A 19,744-nucleotide genomic window follows, 5' to 3' on the forward strand; every position below is an offset into this window, starting at 1 on the left:
TAAATATCGCTTAGATAAAGCTCACATCAACAAACTCAGCTAAATTAGTGGTATTAATGCCTTTAATGAATGGAATCTCAGCTAACATAGGTGCATTAATCATAGTTTTTAATGTTTCAATGTTATCGACAACATAGGGCATATCCGGCTGTAAATGATTCGCAATCCAACCTGCTATAACTAACCCACTTTGTTCAATTGCTTTGGCGGTTAGTAATGCATGGTTTAAACAACCTAACTTGAGCCCGACAATTAAAATCACCGGTAATTGCTTTTCAATAACCCAATCAGATAGTAAAAACTGATTATCAATCGGTAAATGCCATCCACCTGCCCCTTCAACAAAAACCAAATCAACATTCATATTTTGCAAGTGTTGTAATCCATTATTAACGATATTGATATCGATAAAAGTTCCATTTTCAATAGCTGCAATATGCGGTGCAACTGGTTGTTGGAAAGCAATTGGATTGACATCATTATAAGGTAAGTTAACGGAGCTATTTGCTTGTAAAATTAAAGCATCCTGATTACGCAAACCTAGCTCAGTTAATTCACAACCAGCTGAAATTGGCTTGTAACCAATAGTGGTTTTATTTTGTTGCTTAGCCGCTTGTAATAATGCGCGAGTACATACTGTTTTTCCAACATCCGTATCGGTTCCAGCTATAAAATAAGTTGATTGGTTAAGTAACACCTTGTTTGCTGATTTCATTTTTAACAATGCCCATTTAATTTTATGAATTTATTGTGCAACGACGTAACAAACTTGATAACTAAGGCAATACAACCCATTGTTATCTACAAATGTTTGGTAACCTTGATCTAATTTTTTGAGCAATTGCCTTCCTGTTAAACTATTATGCTTACTGCCATGAACATGATTAGCACCGATTCCTTTTAGTGCTTTCATCACTGTTAATAAACTCGGAAAACGTTTAATTCTCGTTTCTGTAGTAAGCTCAATCTGGTTAAACCCCGCCATTTTTAGTGCATCAAACACTTGCTGTTGAGTTAAAAATTGATTGATGTGTTTCTCATTATCTACATTTGACCAAGCTTGTTCTAATTCAAACAAAGATCCGCTTAATAACGTTGAAAAACATAGCTTACCCTGTTCATATAACGCTTTTTTAATTTGCTTTAAGCAGCACGCTAAATCCTCACTCCACTGTAATACTAAACTAGAAAAAATGAGATCAAATTGTTGCCTTATAAAAGGTAAATGATCAATATCACCCTGTATTAATTGGTATGAATTAACGTGTTTACGGGAGCTTAACTTATCATTTGCTTGCTCCAGCATGCTTGGTGATAAATCGAAGCAGGTTAAACTGGATAGTTCAGTTAAATCAGTTAATAAACGTGAGAAGTAACCTGTTCCACAACCTAAATCAAGCACCTTAGAATAGGTTTTATTGAAATTAATCAGTGATATTAAGTGATTGCCTATTTCTCTTTGCAAATCTGCGAAAGCATCATATTGATGTGCTGCTTTAGAAAACGAAGCTTTGACAGCTTCTTTATCAATGACTATTTGCATCAATGGCCTGCTTTAATTTTGTCACTAGGAGAAGAATATCTGATTTATGGTGATTAGTGGTTAATGTCACACGCAATCTAGCAGTATTGTTAGGGACCGTTGGTGGACGAATTGCAGTAGTCCAAATGCCCTGTTTTTTTAACCAAACACTAATATCTAACGCTTGTTTACTGCTGCCCATTAATATTGGTTGAATTGCACTATTAGAAGGCATCAATGGGATGTCATATTGTCCTGATAAATGTTTAAAATAATTAATCAATCCAGCTAAATGGTCTCTTCGCCATTGCTGTTGCTCAGCAAGCTTCGCAGCTTCACCGATGCAATACACCATTGCAGGAGGTAAACCAGTGCTATAGACATAGGGTTTAGAAAAGTTATTAATATAATCAATTAATTCTGTTGAACCAGCAATTAGTGCCCCACCAACACCTAAGGCTTTACCGAAGGTTGCCATATAAATATCAATGTCTTGTTGAGATTGATTTGCTTGTGCAACACTACCTTGCCCATTTTCTCCTAAAACACCAATGCCGTGTGCGTCATCAATCATTAACCATGCATTGTTTTGCTTTGCTAACGAGCACAGTTCAGTCATTGGGGCTATATCCCCATCCATGCTGAATACGCCTTCCGAAATAATTAATTTATTATCTGTTTGAATATGTTGCTTTAATATATTTCCTAAATGAGCCATATCATTATGTTTAAAGCGTTGCATTTTAGCTTGGCTATAAATACCAGCTTCCATTAAAGAAGCGTGATTTAATTTATCTTGTACTAATAAATCGTCTTTACGTAGTAGCAGCTTAATAATCGCCTGATTGGCAGAATAACCTGAATTGAACAAGGCGATTGCATCTACGTTTAACCAACTTTTAAGTTGTTCAGTAACATCATGATGTACCTGATTGTAACCGGTTACAAGGTATGAACCACCACTGCCAATACCAAACAAGTCGCCCCCCCTTTTCCAGGCATTTATTAACGCAGGCTCAGAGGCTAATCCTAAATAATCATTACTGGAAAAATTAACAAAAGAATTGCCATCGACTTCAATAAACCGCCCTTGTTTGCCAGTTACCTGTACAGATCTTCTGTGTAAATGTTGTGCTTTTTGTTGCTTGAGTTGTTCAGCTATAAATGAAAAACTCATTTTTATAACTTACTGGTTGCATCATAGAAAAGTTCATCTTGTTCAGCATGACGAATAATCGCTGCATCAACAGTTTTCTCTGTTTCAAAAGGTGATAAATTAATTTCTTCTTTATTAATCCCTAATTTGTTAAACAAACGCATATCTGAATTCTCGTCAGGGTTTGCAGTCGTTAATAACTTACAGCCATAAAAAATAGAATTTGCACCGGCCATAAAACACAAAGCTTGAGTTTGTTCGGACATATCTTCACGACCCGCAGATAAACGGACATGAGATTTAGGCATCAATATGCGAGCGATAGCAATGGTTTTTATAAATTCAAAATCATCTAAATCATCGACGTTATCTAAAGGCGTCCCCTTTACTTTAACCAGTTTATTAATCGGCACGCTTTCTGGTTGTACAGGCATGTTAGCAAGTTGCACCAGTAAACCTGATCTATCTTTACCTTGTTCACCTAATCCGACAATGCCACCACTGCAGACTTTCATACCTGAATTACGAACGTTATCTAATGTATCTAAGCGTTCTTGATAGGTTCTTGTAGTAATTATTTCACCGTAATATTCTGGTGAAGTATCTAGATTATGGTTGTAATAGTCTAAACCTGCACTAGATAATTGTTCAGCTTGGCTGTTATCTAAAGTGCCTAATGTCATACATGACTCTAGTCCCAATGATTTTACTTCTTTTATCATTTCTACTAGATATGGCATATCACGTTGCTTTGGATTTTTCCAAGCTGCGCCCATACAAAAGCGAGTTGAACCTGTTGCTTTAGCTTCTTTCGCTGCTTTAATTACTTTTTCAACTTCCATTAGGGTCTCTTTTTCTAACCCTGTATCGTAACGTGCGCTTTGTGGGCAGTATTTACAATCTTCAGGACAAGCTCCAGTTTTTATCGATAATAATGTACTTACTTGAACTTGGTTGTTAGCAAAGTTTGCACGATGTACTGTTTGCGCTTTGAACATTAAATCCATGAATGGTAAGGCAAATAAATCATTAACTTCTTGAACAGTCCAATCTTGACGGATTTGATTATGAGATAACATATTGTGTCGACCTGAATTAAAAAATATTTTGATAGTTTAATATTGAAAGTTACACTGTCAACTTAAAACAACTAATTAACTTTACATTTGGATAAATAATGACCAATAATGTTTTAAACACAGTATCCGTTGATGTCGAATTTGACAAAGATCACATCTGGCATCCTTATACTTCAATGACAAATCCCATTCCTTGTTATCCAGTGGATAGTGCTGATGGTTGCCTAATTTCATTACAATCTGGTGAACAATTAGTTGATGGCATGTCATCTTGGTGGGCTTGCTTATTTGGTTATAATGTTCCAGAGCTTAATCAAGCAGCCACTGAACAATTACACAAAATGTCACACATTATGTTTGGTGGTCTAACCCACCAACCAGCGACAAACCTGGCGAAAAAACTCGTAGAAATAACACCAGAGGGTTTAGATAAGGTGTTTTTTAGTGACTCGGGAAGTGTCGCTGTAGAAGTTGCAATGAAGATGGCTTTACAATACTGGCAGTCATTAGGGCATGCAAAAACCAAATTTGTTGCATTAAAAAAAGGTTATCACGGAGATACTTTTGCCGCGATGAGTGTTACCGATCCTGATGGCTCGATGCATGAACTATATCAAGACTTTGTTGCTAAAAATTACTTTACTAAGCAACCCACTATCGCCTTTGATCAAGAATGGGATGATAGTGAAATGCTTGAACTGACTAACTTATTAGAAGATAAGCATAATAAAATTGCTGCATTGATTTTAGAGCCCATTGTACAAGGTGCAGGCGGAATGCATTTTTACCATCCTAATTATCTAAAAGCTGCTCGCAAGTTATGCGATCAATATAACGTGTTATTGATTGCTGATGAAATCGCAACTGGTTTTGGGCGTACTGGTAAATTATTTGCTTGTGAGCATGCTCAAATTACTCCAGATATTCTCTGTTTAGGTAAAGCAATAACCGGTGGTTATATGAGTTTTGCTGCAACATTAACAACTGAGAAAGTAGCTAATACAATTAGCCAAGGTAAGGCAGGAGTGTTTATGCACGGCCCTACTTTTATGGGTAATCCATTAGCCTGTGCAGTCGCAAATGCTAACTTAACGCTATTAATGAATAGTAAATGGTCTGTATTAGTTAATAGCATTTCGAAGCAATTGCGCCAAAACCTGACGATTTGTGAGCAGTTATCTTCTGTTAATAAAGTCAGAGTACTAGGTGCAATCGGTGTAGTTGAAATGCATCAAGCTGTGGATATGGTTACAATTCAAAAACAGTTTGTTGAAGCCGGAGTTTGGATACGACCATTTGGTAAGCTTATTTATATCATGCCTCCTTATATCATCACATCAGCACAATTGAAGCAGTTATGTACTGCAATTTATGACGTTTGCAAACGCATAAATTAAAGCCCAATAGAGGTTAATGAATATTTTTTAAGTCGCTCTTTTAACTGTAAAAAACTTGGGATAATCATTACGAATAAAAAAATATGCTTTTCGCTGTATTTATATACTGATTTGACTATGAATAGTACTATTAATATAAGGTTAGATACTTGTATCTGAATCTATCCAAGGTAATATATGCAGCTATTAATATTTTTAGTATAAAACAGTTAACTCTGTGATTATGGAGCACAATTTAAGATGTCAAAAACACCCATTGTTGATATTTTCAACAGCAAATTTGCACTAGGCAGCCAAGTAACAGTGAAAGGCTGGATCCGTACACGTCGTGATTCAAAAGCTGGCATCTCATTTTTAAATATCTATGACGGTTCTTGCTTTGACCCAATTCAAGCAGTTGTGCCTGCAGAATTAGAAAATTACACTTCAGATGTATTGAACCTATCTGCTGGTTGTAGTGTTGCAGTAACAGGTGAGCTAGTAGAAAGCCCAGGGAAAGGCCAACAATTTGAACTTCAAGCAACGAAAGTTGAAGTACACGGTTTTGTACAAGACCCAGACACTTACCCAATGTCTGCTAAGCGTCATAGTATCGAATATATGCGTGAACATGCTCACTTACGCCCACGTACTAATATGTTTGGTGCTGTCACTCGTGTTCGTAACTGTTTATCACACGCTATTCATAACTTCTTTTATGAGCGTGGTTTTAACTGGATCAGTACTCCTATCATTACAGGTAGTGACTGTGAAGGTGCCGGTGAGATGTTCCAGGTTAGCACTTTAGACTTAGAAAACTTACCTCGTGATGAGCAAGGTAAAATAGATTACAAAAAAGATTTCTTTGGTAAAGAGACTTTCTTAACCGTATCTGGTCAATTAAATGCAGAAACATACGCTTGTGCATTGAGTAATGTTTACACATTCGGCCCTACATTCCGTGCTGAAAACTCAAACACAACTCGCCACTTAGCTGAATTCTGGATGGTTGAACCTGAAATTGCCTTTGCTGACTTATCTGACGCAGCGCAACTTGCAGAAGACATGTTGAAATACGTATTCAACGCTGTATTAACAGAACGTGCTGATGATATGGCATTCTTTGCAGAGCGTGTTGATAAAGAAGCGATTACTCGATTACAAAACATGGTAAGTTCGGAATTTGTGCGTATGGATTACACTGACGCAATCGACATTCTACAAAAATGTGACAAAACATTTGAATACCCTGTTGAATGGGGTGTAGATTTACAATCTGAGCATGAACGTTACTTAGCTGAAGAACATGTTGGAGCTCCAATTATTCTTCAAAACTACCCGAAAGATATTAAAGCTTTCTACATGAAACTTAATGAAGATGGTAAAACAGTAGCGGCAATGGATGTTCTTGCTCCAGGAATCGGTGAAATTATTGGTGGTAGTCAACGTGAAGAAGATTTAGCTGCCTTAGACAAACGTCTCGAAGAGATGGGTCTAGATAAAGAAGATTACAGCTGGTACCGTGACCTGCGTAAATACGGAACTGTACCGCATGCTGGTTTCGGATTAGGTTTTGAACGTTTAGTTTCTTATGTAACTGGTGTACAAAACATCCGTGACGTAATTGCTTTCCCACGTGCACCTGGCACAGCGGAATTCTAATACGTTTTTAAAACGTTTATAAAAACCAGCCAATTGGCTGGTTTTTTTGTATTAAAATCCTAGTTGCAATAATACCAATAAATAGTTTAACTATTTGAGGTGTTCAAATACCCCACCTTCTCGTTGTAAATTTTTAAAGGCAGCAGGTAATTAACTTACCGATAGACAATATCAATTGAAAAAATGAGAATATTTAAATAACTGGTATAAAAAAGCACAGCCTAAACTGTGCTTTAAAATAACTAACAACAAAGATTAAGCTTCGTTATACATTTCTAAGTTAGCAATCTCTTCTTTTTGTGTCTGTATTTTTTTAGCATCTTCACTACGTAGACTTGCTAAATAATCAAAGTACTCTTTATTAATGTTAGGAGTAACATATTGACCATCAAATACAGAACATTCAAACTCTTGAATGCTTGGGTTTTGCTTTCCAACAGCATCTTTTAAATCTTGAATATCTTGGAAAATTAATTTATCGGTACCAATACAATCACTAATTTGTTCCGCATTACGGTTATGAGCAATTAACTCTTCAGGCGTTGGCATATCAATACCATACACATTAGGGTAACGAACCTCTGGAGCAGCAGAAGCTAAGTATACTTTTTTAGCACCCGCTTCACGTACCATTTCAATGATCTGTTCAGAAGTAGTACCGCGAACAATTGAATCATCTACCAATAATACATTTTTTCCTTTGAACTCAGCTGAAATTGGATTCAGTTTACGACGTACAGACTTACGACGTTGAGTTTGACCAGGCATGATAAATGTACGGCCGATATAGCGGTTTTTAACAAAACCTTGGCGATATGGTAAACCTAGCTCAACAGAGATTTCTAAAGCTATGTCGTTAGACGTTTCTGGAATAGGAATAACAGCATCAATTTCCACATCTGCCCACTCGCGTTTAATCTTAGCGCCTAACTTACGACCCATTTCTAAACGAGCTTCATAAACTGAAATCCCATTCAATGTTGAATCAGGACGAGCAAAATAAACATACTCAAAAATACAAGGCGTTAATGACGTTTTTTCTGCACATTGTTGAGTAAATAATTTACGGTTTTCAGTAATGTAAACAGCTTCACCCGGTTCAACATCACGCAAGAAACGGAAACCAATAGTATCAAGACCAACACTTTCAGAAGCAACAATATATTCAATATCACCTTCATCAGTTTGACGAGAACCTAGCACTAATGGGCGAATTCCATCTGGGTCACGAAAAGCCACTAAACCATGATCGATGATTAAAGCTGTTACTGCATAAGCACCACTAATTTGCTTATGTACTTCAGAAATGGCAGCAAAGATATCGTCAGGAGATAAATGATCCGTTTTAGTTTTACCTAACTCTGCTGCGAAAGTATTAAGTAATAATTCAGAATCTGAAGTTGTATTGATGTGACGGCGAGACTTCACTAAAGCAGCACGTAAATCTTTAGCATTGGTAAGGTTACCGTTATGTGCTAAGGAAATACCCCATGGTGAATTTACGTAGAATGGTTGTGCTTCTGCAGCACTTGAACTACCTGCAGTTGGGTAACGAACATGACCTATTCCGCTATTTCCTTTTAAACGCTGCATGTGTTTTGTTTCGAACACATCTTTTACTAAACCATTAGCTTTGCGTTGTTTAAAGTTGCCGTTGTAAGTCGTTACAATACCAGCAGCATCTTGGCCGCGGTGTTGTAATACAGTCAATGCATCATAAATACTTTGATTGACAGGAGTTGAACCAACTATACCTACTATTCCACACATAAATTGAAGCCTTTCTATTTTTAAGAGAGTTCACAAAAAAGCACAAACGAATGTGCTTTTAATGTAGTGACTAATTTTTGCTAATCAACGATTAAACCTTTGTTGATTGTATATTTTTTAGAAAGCTAGATGAGCTTTCTAAATGTTCAAAGAACCAGGTTATAACTATGCCAAAATGAGGCGGTAATTGCGCCTCTTTCCACCATAGCGTTTCATCAAATGATGTCATGTAATCAATGATGAAGAGTAAAGCACTCACGATTAATATACCGCGGATTGCACCAAAAATAACGCCTAGCAATCTATCTGTACCAGATAAACCAGTTACTGCTACTAAGCGATTAATGATGTAATTGATAAGGCCACCTATTAATAAGGTTGCAACAAAAAGAATAGCAATGGCGGCACTGTTTCGAAGTTTTAGGTCTTCAATACCGGTGAGAAATTGTGCCATTTCGGGATAAAAGTTACTGGCAATAAAAAATGCAGCAAACCAAGTGGCTAACGAGACAGCTTCTTTGGTGAAGCCGCGAATTAAGCTAATTAAAGATGATAAACCAATAACACCAAGAATGGTGAAATCAAACCAATTCATACTTATCCCTAAATTAATGTAAATCTATAACGCGCGCATTCTATCAGAGAATGTTTTGAAACGCTTTAAAAACTAAGGTGCAATTGGATTAAAAGGGACAACTTTTCCGTTTAAGCTAGTTATGCTTTTTAATCGAGGCAGCATATCGGTTAATTTTTGTTTAGACACATTAGGACCAACAAAAACTCGCGTCAATTGACCATCCATTACTTCTCTTGGGATGGTATGAGCCTGAAAACCAGCTTTATTTAATTTCTTTAATAAACTATTTATATTAGCTTTATTTTGGAAAGCACCTAATTGAATTGTCCAAGCTGGATCTTCAAAAACAGGTGCTTGAGTTTGTTTCACTGGCGCAGGTGTAACAGTTTTTGGTGTTGATTTATTTTCTTCGACCACAACCGCTGAAGCAACTTCTTCTACTTTCCACTCAGAGGCAGCAGGTTCAGTTGTTTCTTCTTCAACTTCTTCATTTTCAATAACTAACTGTTCTTTAGGTGACGGAGTTGAATCTGAGAAATTTTGAGAGTGCTCTTTTAGTTCTGGTTTAATAGGAGTTGCAGCAAATTCTTGCTGGTAAGTCGTTTTTTTGCCGTCGATCAATGAAGGTAAAAAGATCACAACTAATGCAACTAATATAGTAATGCCGACTAAACGATTTTTAAACTGAGATGCCACGTTATACCCTTGCTATTTGGTTAAAATATCGGAAACAGTATGGAATGAACCGAATACTATGACTATATCAGATGTACTGACATTCTTAACTACCTTATCGACGGCACTAAGCACATTTTCATAACAAGTCACATTATGATTATTATGCTTGCTGCTTTGATAAGCGTTTAATAATTGTGATGCTGAAGCACCACGATAACAATCTAAATCGATGAAATGATACTCATCGATTTCGCTATTGATTGCAGACAATGTTGCTGTCATATCTTTATCAGACAACATACCGACAACGGCATGTACTTTACAAGATGGCTTAAACTGTTTTAAACGCTTTACTTGCGTTGCTAGATATTGCGCCGATTGTGGATTATGTGCAACATCAATATAAAAATCACAATCGTATCCTTCAATGGCCTGCAAGCGCCCTGCTAATGCAGCGTTCTCCACTGAAGTAATTAATTTTTCAGGAGCAATCGTAATACCTAGCGCTTCAATTGTCGCTAATGCCGTTGACGCGTTTTGTATTGGCATTAAGGTTTGTTTAATAGGAGATAACACATTCTGTCCATTCCAAGACCAATGTTGTTCATCTAGCATTGTAAAAGAGAAGTCTCTTGATGCTAACTTCAACTGTGCAGATATTGAGTCTGCATGATCAATGATAGATTGAGGAACATCTAATTCACCACAAATTGCTGGTTTATTAGCTCTAAAGACACCCGCTTTTTCAAACCCTATTTTTTCTCTATCACTGCCTAACCAATCAATATGATCAATACCTATTGTTGTGACTACACTAACATCAGACTCGACCATATTAGTCGCATCTAAACGCCCGCCTAAACCAACTTCCAAAAGAATATAATCGCATTTTGCTTGTTGTAATAAATACAGACAAGACAAAGTAGCATATTCGAAATAACTTAAAGAAATTGTATCACGTGTATTTTCAATGATAGCAAAAGCATCACAATGAGCTGAGTCATCTAGCTCCAAACCGTTTACGCGTAAACGTTCATTATAGCGATGAATATGTGGAGAGCTGTACACCCCCACTTTGTAGCCAGCATCTAATAATATTTTTTCTAAATAAGCACAGGTCGTTCCTTTTCCGTTGGTACCGGCAACAGTAATAACTTGCGCATCAAAATGTATTAAATTAAGTCGCTTACCTACTTCAGTAATACGCTGAAGACCTAATTCAATCGCATTAGGATGTAATTGTTCTAAATGTGCTAACCATTCATTAAGAGTATCGGCAGAAAAAATGTTATTGGTTGTTGGTGTTGTCATTGTATTCATCACTTTAAATATCTAAAAATAAAGGACCACAAGCAGGTCTAGGTAGATCAAATTGTTCAGGGTAATCAACTTCTACTAAATATAAACCACCAGGTTTCGCAGTTGCAGCTGCTTTTGCACGATCTTTGTAACTCAATAGAGTTTGAAGCCATTCTACAGGTTGTTTCTGTTGACCTATTTCAATCAGACTGCCAGCAATATTGCGTACCATATGGTGAAGGAATGCATTTGCTTTAATATCAATAACAATAAAATCACTATGACGAGAAACATTTAGATACTCAATCGTACGCACTGGGCTATTGGCTTGACAATGTAATGCTCTGAAAGAAGTAAAATCTTGCTCTCCGACCAAGTATTGACCTGCTTCATGCATGATTGATGCATCTAAGTCGCAATGATAGTGACTTAAGCCTTTGCTCAAAATACCTGGACGATAAACACCATTGTAAATGATATAACGATAACGTCTTGCAGTAGCGCTGAATCTAGCATGGAAACTGTCATCTACTTTTTTAACCCAACGAACAGCAATATCATCAGGTAACTTGGCATTAACTCCTAAAGTCCAGGCACTGATTTGACGTTCCGACTCTGTATCAAAATGCACAACTTGGCCTGTACCATGAACACCCGCATCGGTTCGGCCTGCACAATTCACAGTAACGGGATGATTTGCAATATTGGATAACGCTTTTTCTAGCTCTTCTTGAACAGAGTTAACTTCTTTTTGTCTTTGCCAACCGTAATAGTTAGCACCATCATATTCAATACCTAAAGCTACGCGCATTTCAGACCATCCTTTTAAAAAACGCTAGTATATACAAATGTTTAAAAATTTAAACAAACAACCCTATGTTACGAATCAAGAAATGTATTAGTTGCTTAAAAAGCCACCAATGGAAGTTATACTCAACTATAAAAATTAGCTGCCTTTATTTGGCATTAAACACAAAAATGGCAGCGAGAGCTGCCATTTTTTAATTAAGTTTATTACCTACTTTTTCGCTTTAGTTTTTTTAGCGGTTTTCTTTTTAGGTAACTCTTCTACCCATTTGTTATCGATATACTTAGCTGTCCAACCCGTTGCTTTTTTATCTATCTCCGTCATCACATACTGTTCTTTGTTCTTACGGCTATAACGCACAATTGCAAGGTTGCCATCAGGATCTTGTTGTGGTGCATCTGCTAGATAATAGAATTTTTCTGAAATTCTATCTCTAAATTTTGCAAGTTCAGCAACTTTAGGCGCGCGAGTCTCACGTGAGCGAGGGAAAGTACTTGCAGCTAAAAATATACCAGCAGCTCCATCTCGTAAAATAAAGTAAGCATCGCTTTGTTCACACTCTAACTCTGGTAAATGTACTGGATCTTCTTTAGGCGGAGCAACTTCACCACTACGTAAAATCTTACGCGTGTTTTTACATTCATCATTAGTACAATCCATGTACTTACCAAAACGACCATCTTTAAGCTGCATATCAGAGCCACATTTGTCGCATTCAACAACGGGACCATCATAGCCTTTAATTTTAAACTCACCTTTTTCTACGATATGTCCATCACAGATAGGGTTATTACCACAAACGTGTAACTTACGAGTTTCATCGATTAAGTAGCTATCCATCGCGGTGTCACATTTAGGACAACGATGTTTGGCCATTAATGCTGCAGTTTCCAGATCTTCAGAGCTTAGAATGTCTTCGACTTCTTCACCGTCAACTAAGTTGATTGTCGTTTTACAACGTTCTTTAGGCGGCAAAGCATAACCAGAACAACCTAGGAATACGCCAGTACTCGCTGTTCGAATACCCATTGGACGGTCACAAGTTGGACAAGTTACATCATCAATAATCACCGGATCATTGAGGCGCATACCCCCTTCTTCTTCCGGTAAATCAGCTTTATCTAATTGTGTTGTTAAATCTTTATAGAAACGATCAAGTTCACTATGCCAATTAGCTTTACCTTCTGCAATTGCATCGAGATTCTCTTCCATTGCAGCAGTAAAATCATAACTCATTAAATCATTAAAGTTTTCAGACAAGCGATCCGTAACAATTTCACCCATTTTAACTGCAAAGAAACGACGTTTGTCTACTTTTACATAACCACGATCTTGAATGGTAGAAATAATACTAGCGTACGTTGATGGTCGGCCAATACCTTGCTTCTCTAATTCTTTAACTAATGCAGCTTCAGTAAAGCGTGCAGGTGGCTTGGTAAAGTGTTGTTGTGGGTCTAATTCAACTAAACTAACTTCCTCACCTACTTCTAGATCAGGTAGTTGGATTTCATCAGCTTTACTCTTCGTTACAGGTTGTGCTTTTGTCCAACCAGCAAATCGTAACGTGCGCCCTTTAGCACGTAATTTATAATTACCAGCAGCGATGACCAGAGTAGATGAATCATATAATGCAGGTAGCATCTGACATGCTAAAAATTGACGCCATATAAGCTCATATAAGCGTTTTGCATCTTTATCTGTGACATCAATCAATTCGGCACGTTGCAACACATCTGATGGACGTATCGCTTCATGGGCTTCCTGCGCACCAGCCTTACTACTATAAGACACAGCTACTTCAGGTAAATAATTTTCACCAAACTCTTTAGTGATGAAATCGCGTGCTGAAGCAACGGCATCTTTACTTAAGTTAGTAGAGTCGGTACGCATATATGTGATGTAACCCGCTTCATACAAACGTTGCGCTAACATCATGGTTTTTTTAACACCAAAACCTAAGCGAGTACTTGCAGCTTGTTGCAGCGTTGATGTAATAAACGGAGCACTGGGTTTACTTTTAGTCGGCTTATCTTCACGAGCTTCGAGTAAGAAAGTTTCTTGTTTCAAAGCATCAACAGCAACTTGTGTTTCTTGTTCATTTACTGGTGCAAAGGTTTTATCATTGAATTTATAAACCTCTAAACGTAATTCAGTTTTATCTTGTGCAACGGTTTGAGCATGTAAATCCCAGTATTCAACCGGATTAAATGCTTTGATCAAACGCTCACGCTCAACCAATAATTTTACTGCTACTGACTGCACACGACCTGCTGATAATCCTCTGGCAACCTTTTTCCATAATAAAGGAGATACCATAAAACCAACTAAGCGGTCTAAGAATCGACGTGTTTGTTGTGCATTAACGCCATCAACATTAAGTTCTGTTGGGTGTTTAAACGCTTCTTGAATGGCAGATTCTGTAATCTCATTAAATACAACACGTTGGTATTTATCATCATCGCCACCTAAGATCTCTTTCAGGTGCCATGCAATAGCTTCCCCTTCTCTATCCAAATCGGTTGCGAGATAGATAGTAGGTGCATCAACGGCTAACTTCTTTAATTCATCAACTACTTTTTCTTTACCCGGTAGGATTTCGTAGTTAGCAGCCCAATTGTTTTTTGGGTCTATCCCCATTCTTGTCACTAATGCAGCTTGTGTGCGTTTTGCTGTTTCTTTCGCTTTTTGAGCAGGGGTTAAACCAGCTAAAGATTTTTTCTTTTTTGCATCGATTGATTTTTTCGCACTACCACTTGTTGGTAGGTCACGAACATGTCCAACACTCGATTTAACAATAAAATCTTTACCTAAATATTTATTGATTGTTTTTGCTTTGGCAGGTGATTCCACGATAACCAGAGATTTGCTCATATTGCTTTGATACCTAATATATAGTCTATGTTAGAAAGAATGTTAACTCGTCCGTTGAGTTTCTCTTTTTTATATAATCCAAAGTTTTGACGAATAGCAACCTATTTTTTATATTTTTAAAATATAGGTAATAAAAAGCCGACTTGAATAATAGTCGGCTTTTTAACATATTTTTAATCAAAACGTTACTTAAACATTCTTGAAATATTAGTTTGCATAATCGTCATTAAACTTGTTTGTACAGAAGATGCTACACTTTTGCCGATCTTTTCAGCAAGTTTTTTACTTTTTTGGTAACGTACTTGTACTATATGTTTATCTTTAAATTGCTCTAATAAATAATCGTCGCTTGTTTGAACTTTGTCAATTAATTGCAAATCAAAAGCTTGTGTACCATACCAGTGCTCACCGGTTGCTACTTTATCAATGTCCAATTGTGGGCGATGCTCACTAACAAAGTGTTTGAATAATTGATGAGTCTCCTCGAGCTCTTGTTTGAACTTTTCACGACCTAAATCATCGTTTTCACCAAACATAGTTAATGTTCGTTTATATTGGCCAGCTGTTAGTTGTTCAAATTCAACATCATGCTTTTTTAATACTTTATTAAAGTTTGGAATTTGTGCAATAACACCAATCGAACCAATGATTGAAAACGGTGCTGCAATTACCTTGTTGGCAACACATGCCATCATATACCCGCCACTTGCTGCGACTTTATCAACAGAAATAGTCAAAGGAATATTATTATCTTTTAAACGTTGTAATTGTGATGCGGCTAAACCATAACCATGTACCATACCACCACCACTCTCTAAACGGACGAATACTTCATCTTTCTCAGTAGCAACACTAATAATTGCGGTAATTTCTTCACGTAATGATGACACTTCTTTAGCATCAATACTGCCTTTAAAGTCAATAACATAAAGTTGAGATTCAGTCTCGACATTGGCAGTAGATTTAGCTTCAGCTTTATCTTTTTTGTTTTTTTCTTTTTGTAACTTTTTATCTTCTTTGTGTTTTGCTTTAAGTTGTGCAGGGCTTAATAATTGCTCTGAAATAGATTTTTTTGTATCTTTAATCTGTTCAGATAGATCAGTCAGTTCCAATTCCCCTTTTTTAGCTTTCTGCTTACTAGTTAGAGCGATCACAGCAATCAAAATTGCAACTATAGTGATTACAAAGGTTACTGCTTTAGCTAAAAATAGCCCATACTGCATTAAATATTCCAAAATAACTCCTCGTTATAAAATAATTCGCTCATAATGACAAAAAATGTCCCAACCTACAAAAGAGTTTAAGCCTTTTTTTTAAAAAAACGATATGATCTCGTTTTTGTAAAGAGAGAAACGGTAATGAACTACAGCTCCCCTACTAACTTATTAAATAATAAAACGATTCTTATTACAGGCGCAGGTGACGGTATTGGTAAGGCTTTAGCTATAAAATGTGCAAGCTTAGGCGCTAAAGTCATTTTATTAGGCCGAACGTTAAGTAAATTAGATTCTGTAGCTCAACAAATTGCATTATTAAATAAACAATCTGCCGAACCAATACAGTTAGACCTTAATGGTGCCACTGAAGAGCATTATGTTAATTTAGCCGAGCACATAAAAAGTGAATACGGTTATTTAGATGGTTTAGTCCATAACGCTAGCCAACTTGGCAAGCTTTGCAAATTTACTGAAATTGAAACCGAAACTTGGCACGAGGTTATGCAAACCAATGTGAATGCAGCCTTTCTGCTAACCAAGCAGTTGTTGCCTCTATTACAACAGGCTGACAATGCTAGTACCATTTTTACAACGTCGAGTGTAGGTCATAAAGGAAGAGCTTTATGGGGAACTTATAGTGTATCGAAATTTGCTACTGAAGGTATGATGCAAGTAATTGCTGATGAATATAATAAATCGTCGATGCGGTTCAATGCGGTAAACCCTGGTGGAACAAGAACATCGATGCGTGCAAGCGCTTATCCTGAGGAAGATACAAACCGTTTAAAGACTCCAGAAGAGATTTTAGATACGTATCTTTACCTTTTAGGTGATGATAGCTTAGAAGTAACTGGACAGCGTTTTAACGCTCAATAAATATTAATATATATTATTGGTGAATATAAAGAATATGATTCACCAATAAATAAACCTACTAATAAATTTTCACACCCTCTTCAGGCCTTGTCTTGAGTAACTTTAATGTCCACATATACTGCGCTTTATTTTCAGCAATAACACGTTCAATGGCCTGATTCATTAGATCAGTATCTTGTTGCTCACAACCACTAGGAATATTGCTCAAGGGAGAATGGCAGATAACGTCAATCTTACCTGTCTTGGCATTGTAAGAGGTGTAAGTCGGAATGACCACTGCTTTCCCTAACTTGGCCAAACGTCCAATGACAGGCAGCGTGGCCTTTTCTGTAGCAAAAAATGGTGAAAAAACACTACTTTCACGACCATGATCTTCATCAGGTAAATAATAGAAATGTGCTTTATCACGTAAACTTTTAATGCAAGGTTTTAAGCCTTCACTACGATGATATAAGGCGCCTTTTTCATGCAAACGACTGAATCGAGTTCTATAATTAGTAACAAACCAATCAAAGATTGGGTTTTTGTAATCTTTAAACATGCTTGATAGAGGATAGCCTCTTGCTGAGATTGCAGCTACTCCAGCGAAATCAATACCGTAACAGTGAGGAGCTAAGAATATAATTGCATTGCCAGATTGTTCTGCTTCTTTTACAAAGTGTTCGCCAATAAAATTAATACGTTTATGAAGAAATGATTGGCTACGGAATGCTATTTCACCCAGAGATAATGCTATTTGTGCCATTGAACGAAAGTTCTTCTGCATTAAAGCATCTTTATCTGAATCCGAATAATCTGGAAAACACAACCCAATGTTTGTAAAAGCAATATTTTTACGTTTTTGTAAGAATTTTGCAGGATAAAGTTTATCAGCACACCAAGAAGCGAAGCGATCACGAATGCTTACAGGTATATAACTACATACAAATAATAACGCGAGTAAACTCCAAGTTCCCCAATATTTTGGAAGAAAGTGCTTTGCTTTAAGTGATGTATCAAATTGGGAAGTGTATTGCGTCATAATGAAAGCTTTTACAGGGGCTTAAGTGATTGGGTGGCAGACCTCCCAGCAAACTCTCGGCACTTGAATCACCTACTATGGCTGCTGCCTTCCGGCTCTGACCAGGTTAATAAGTTATCAATGCGAGAAACCAAGAGGCCTACCATTGTCACTGCATCAAGCCTTGACTTGATGTGACGAATTATACGTAAGCCCCGATATAATTCAATAGATAATTAGCTATTTTATATCTAAGCGCTTAAATAGTCGACACTTTTTGATTAGGTGATTAAAAAGCACACTATTCAAAATGCTTAAAGCAAGATTTATACTTATGAGAGTGAAAAGGTAAATCTATACAAGAAGAAACATATGAGTAAATTGAGATAATCATAATGCTAAAAATCAGCAAAAAATATAATCATCTCAAATTAATATTTTAATGTGGGAAGTTATTATTTAAAAACATAAAACTAAATAATTCTTTTAATGATTCGATCAGCTTTTACACGTTTTAATCGAGAAATTAGCTGCTTAACTTTATCAGGATAAGTCGCTATATCATCGATATCTTGATAACTTTCAATTAATCGAGTGTGCGTAAGAATATTTTCTAATTCAGTATGTATCTTATCACTTAATTGTTTTTTCGGATCATCGATTAACAAACCATTTTCAAGATCTAAACGCCACGCTCTAGGGTTTAGATTATGACCAGTTAACAAAGAAAAACGTTGATCAGAATAAATGCCTTTTAAATGGAAGCTATTGGAGTCATGTTTCCACAAGTGTAATTTTAAATTGCCTTGTAATATGGAAGTATGATGCTTTTTAGCAAAATTACGCAGGTTAAGTTCATACAAATAAGGTAAAGCCGCGATAGTTTTAAAAGGCTTATCTTCTGGTATATAAAAATCGTTAGCCGTTTTATCCCCTACCACTATGGTTATTTTCACTTTACGCTTTAAAAGTGTAGAAATATCGCGAGATAAAGCTGTGGGCAAATTAAAGTAAGGAGTGAACAAAATTAATTCTTGCTCAGTAGAGTGAAAAATAGCACGTATCACTTTATTTAATAAATTTTTCTTTGTTCCTATTCCTGTGAGCGGTCTAATGGCAACACAATCAGTCTTTTCAGGATCAAAATGATACCCTGATAACTTTAAATTTCTGCTTAAATTCTTATGTTCTTTTTTTAGTTCATTAAAGCGTGGTACATAAGGGGCATTTAATTGAACAACGGCCTCACTATTAACAATAACTTGTTTTAGATAATCCACCATACTGTCAGCTAACGCTTTATCTTTAATTAACCAGTATCGGTCAAAACGATAGCGTGCTTCTTGGTGCAGATAGATATTATTAATACTTGCACCACTATAAAATACTAGATCATCAAATATAAAACCTTTTAAATGCTGAACACCGAACAATTCTTTACGCTTTACCGGTAGACCGACTATTTTTACACCTTGACCATTGATCTCCGCCATCTTCTGATACCAAGTAGTATTAGTGTCTCCACCTTTTGCAGCCCCGATGAGACCACGTTGTGCGCGATGGAAATCGATACATACGGTTATATCTAAGTCTGGGTGGTTTTGTTTGGCTTGGTAAAGTGCAGCTAGGACTTCTTCACCTGCTTGATCAGCTTCAAGATATAAAGCTGCTATGTAGATACGACGAGTTGCATTGTTTATTTGTGAAAATAATTCAGCTTTAAATGCTTCTGTTGTTAGCAAACATTTAATGTCGCTTGCTGAAACAGGTAATTTTTTCAATTTTGTTAAAAATGAAAGACTTTGATTAATTTTTTTACTCATAGCTCTCTATCAGGTTTTACTATTCTCTAA

16 protein-coding genes and 1 other RNA gene are annotated in these 19,744 nt (G+C 36.5%); 3 read left to right on the forward strand and 14 right to left on the reverse strand.

The genetic code is table 11. From position 1 onward, the window contains the following. Nucleotides 1–10: 10 nt before the first annotated feature. From bioD to bioB, 4 genes are read right to left on the reverse strand one after another with little or no spacing between them, the layout of a single operon-like run. A complete protein-coding gene (bioD, locus tag V5290_RS02935) occupies nucleotides 11–715 on the reverse strand; it encodes a dethiobiotin synthase (protein ID WP_333381707.1) in 705 nt (234 codons plus the stop codon). A gap of 30 nt (nucleotides 716–745) precedes the next feature. Beyond that, the gene (gene bioC / locus V5290_RS02940) at nucleotides 746–1,543 is read right to left on the reverse strand and encodes a malonyl-ACP O-methyltransferase BioC (protein ID WP_333381711.1); all 798 of its coding nucleotides are present in this window, start codon (nucleotides 1,541–1,543) and stop codon (nucleotides 746–748) included. Then, nucleotides 1,527–2,699: an 8-amino-7-oxononanoate synthase gene (gene bioF, locus V5290_RS02945; protein WP_333381713.1), complete on the reverse strand. Its 1,173-nt coding sequence runs from the start codon at nucleotides 2,697–2,699 to the stop codon at nucleotides 1,527–1,529. The genes bioC and bioF overlap by 17 nt, the downstream gene beginning before the upstream one ends. A gap of 2 nt (nucleotides 2,700–2,701) precedes the next feature. Beyond that, nucleotides 2,702–3,757, reverse strand: a complete 1,056-nt coding sequence (gene bioB / locus V5290_RS02950; protein WP_333381716.1) for a biotin synthase BioB — start codon at nucleotides 3,755–3,757, stop codon at nucleotides 2,702–2,704. Nucleotides 3,758–3,855: 98 nt separating this feature from the next. On the opposite strand from bioB, the gene bioA reads away from it, so the two are divergent. Together bioA and asnS are read left to right on the forward strand one after the other, a co-directional pair. Next, complete coding sequence (gene bioA, locus V5290_RS02955) at nucleotides 3,856–5,154, forward strand: adenosylmethionine--8-amino-7-oxononanoate transaminase (protein ID WP_333381719.1); 1,299 nt, start codon at nucleotides 3,856–3,858, stop codon at nucleotides 5,152–5,154. A 240-nt stretch (nucleotides 5,155–5,394) separates the two neighbouring features. Next, nucleotides 5,395–6,795 (forward strand): asparagine--tRNA ligase, encoded by a 1,401-nt coding sequence (asnS, locus tag V5290_RS02960; RefSeq protein WP_333381722.1) that lies wholly within the window; start codon nucleotides 5,395–5,397, stop codon nucleotides 6,793–6,795. 255 nt (nucleotides 6,796–7,050) lie between these two features. Here the strand turns inward: asnS and purF are convergent, their stop codons facing one another. The 7 genes from purF to sohB all read right to left on the reverse strand — a co-directional run bounded on the left by purF (nucleotide 7,051) and on the right by sohB (nucleotide 16,033). Next, nucleotides 7,051–8,565 (reverse strand): amidophosphoribosyltransferase, encoded by a 1,515-nt coding sequence (gene purF / locus V5290_RS02965; RefSeq protein WP_333381725.1) that lies wholly within the window; start codon nucleotides 8,563–8,565, stop codon nucleotides 7,051–7,053. Nucleotides 8,566–8,656: 91 nt separating this feature from the next. Further along, nucleotides 8,657–9,160: a CvpA family protein gene (locus tag V5290_RS02970; RefSeq protein ID WP_333381727.1), complete on the reverse strand. Its 504-nt coding sequence runs from the start codon at nucleotides 9,158–9,160 to the stop codon at nucleotides 8,657–8,659. A 72-nt stretch (nucleotides 9,161–9,232) separates the two neighbouring features. Further along, entirely contained in the window at nucleotides 9,233–9,838 is a 606-nt protein-coding gene (locus V5290_RS02975) for an SPOR domain-containing protein (protein WP_333381730.1), read from the reverse strand. Between the two features lie 12 nt (nucleotides 9,839–9,850). Further along, on the reverse strand, nucleotides 9,851–11,131 hold the full coding sequence (gene folC, locus V5290_RS02980) for a bifunctional tetrahydrofolate synthase/dihydrofolate synthase (protein WP_333381733.1): 1,281 nt from the start codon (nucleotides 11,129–11,131) through the stop codon (nucleotides 9,851–9,853). Nucleotides 11,132–11,144: 13 nt separating this feature from the next. Beyond that, nucleotides 11,145–11,930, reverse strand: coding sequence for a tRNA pseudouridine(38-40) synthase TruA (truA, locus tag V5290_RS02985; protein ID WP_333381735.1), 786 nt, complete (start codon nucleotides 11,928–11,930; stop codon nucleotides 11,145–11,147). Nucleotides 11,931–12,137: 207 nt separating this feature from the next. After that, entirely contained in the window at nucleotides 12,138–14,798 is a 2,661-nt protein-coding gene (topA, locus tag V5290_RS02990) for a type I DNA topoisomerase (protein WP_333381737.1), read from the reverse strand. A gap of 185 nt (nucleotides 14,799–14,983) precedes the next feature. Then, the gene (sohB, locus tag V5290_RS02995) at nucleotides 14,984–16,033 is read right to left on the reverse strand and encodes a protease SohB (RefSeq protein ID WP_333381740.1); all 1,050 of its coding nucleotides are present in this window, start codon (nucleotides 16,031–16,033) and stop codon (nucleotides 14,984–14,986) included. A 123-nt stretch (nucleotides 16,034–16,156) separates the two neighbouring features. On the opposite strand from sohB, the gene V5290_RS03000 reads away from it, so the two are divergent. Then, the gene (locus tag V5290_RS03000; RefSeq protein WP_333381743.1) at nucleotides 16,157–16,891 is read left to right on the forward strand and encodes a YciK family oxidoreductase; all 735 of its coding nucleotides are present in this window, start codon (nucleotides 16,157–16,159) and stop codon (nucleotides 16,889–16,891) included. Between the two features lie 58 nt (nucleotides 16,892–16,949). Here V5290_RS03000 and V5290_RS03005 read toward each other — a convergent pair whose 3' ends face one another. From V5290_RS03005 to pssA, 3 genes are all read right to left on the reverse strand, one after another. After that, complete coding sequence (locus V5290_RS03005) at nucleotides 16,950–17,912, reverse strand: lauroyl-Kdo(2)-lipid IV(A) myristoyltransferase (protein WP_333381746.1); 963 nt, start codon at nucleotides 17,910–17,912, stop codon at nucleotides 16,950–16,952. Nucleotides 17,913–17,952: 40 nt separating this feature from the next. Beyond that, an RNA gene (gene ffs / locus V5290_RS03010) (signal recognition particle sRNA small type) lies at nucleotides 17,953–18,048 on the reverse strand. 316 nt (nucleotides 18,049–18,364) lie between these two features. Beyond that, the gene (gene pssA / locus V5290_RS03015; RefSeq protein WP_333381748.1) at nucleotides 18,365–19,714 is read right to left on the reverse strand and encodes a CDP-diacylglycerol--serine O-phosphatidyltransferase; all 1,350 of its coding nucleotides are present in this window, start codon (nucleotides 19,712–19,714) and stop codon (nucleotides 18,365–18,367) included. Nucleotides 19,715–19,744: the final 30 nt, after the last annotated feature.

The sequence above is a fragment of the Psychromonas arctica genome, assembly GCF_036697365.1.
Classification (GTDB): domain Bacteria; phylum Pseudomonadota; class Gammaproteobacteria; order Enterobacterales; family Psychromonadaceae; genus Psychromonas; species Psychromonas arctica_A.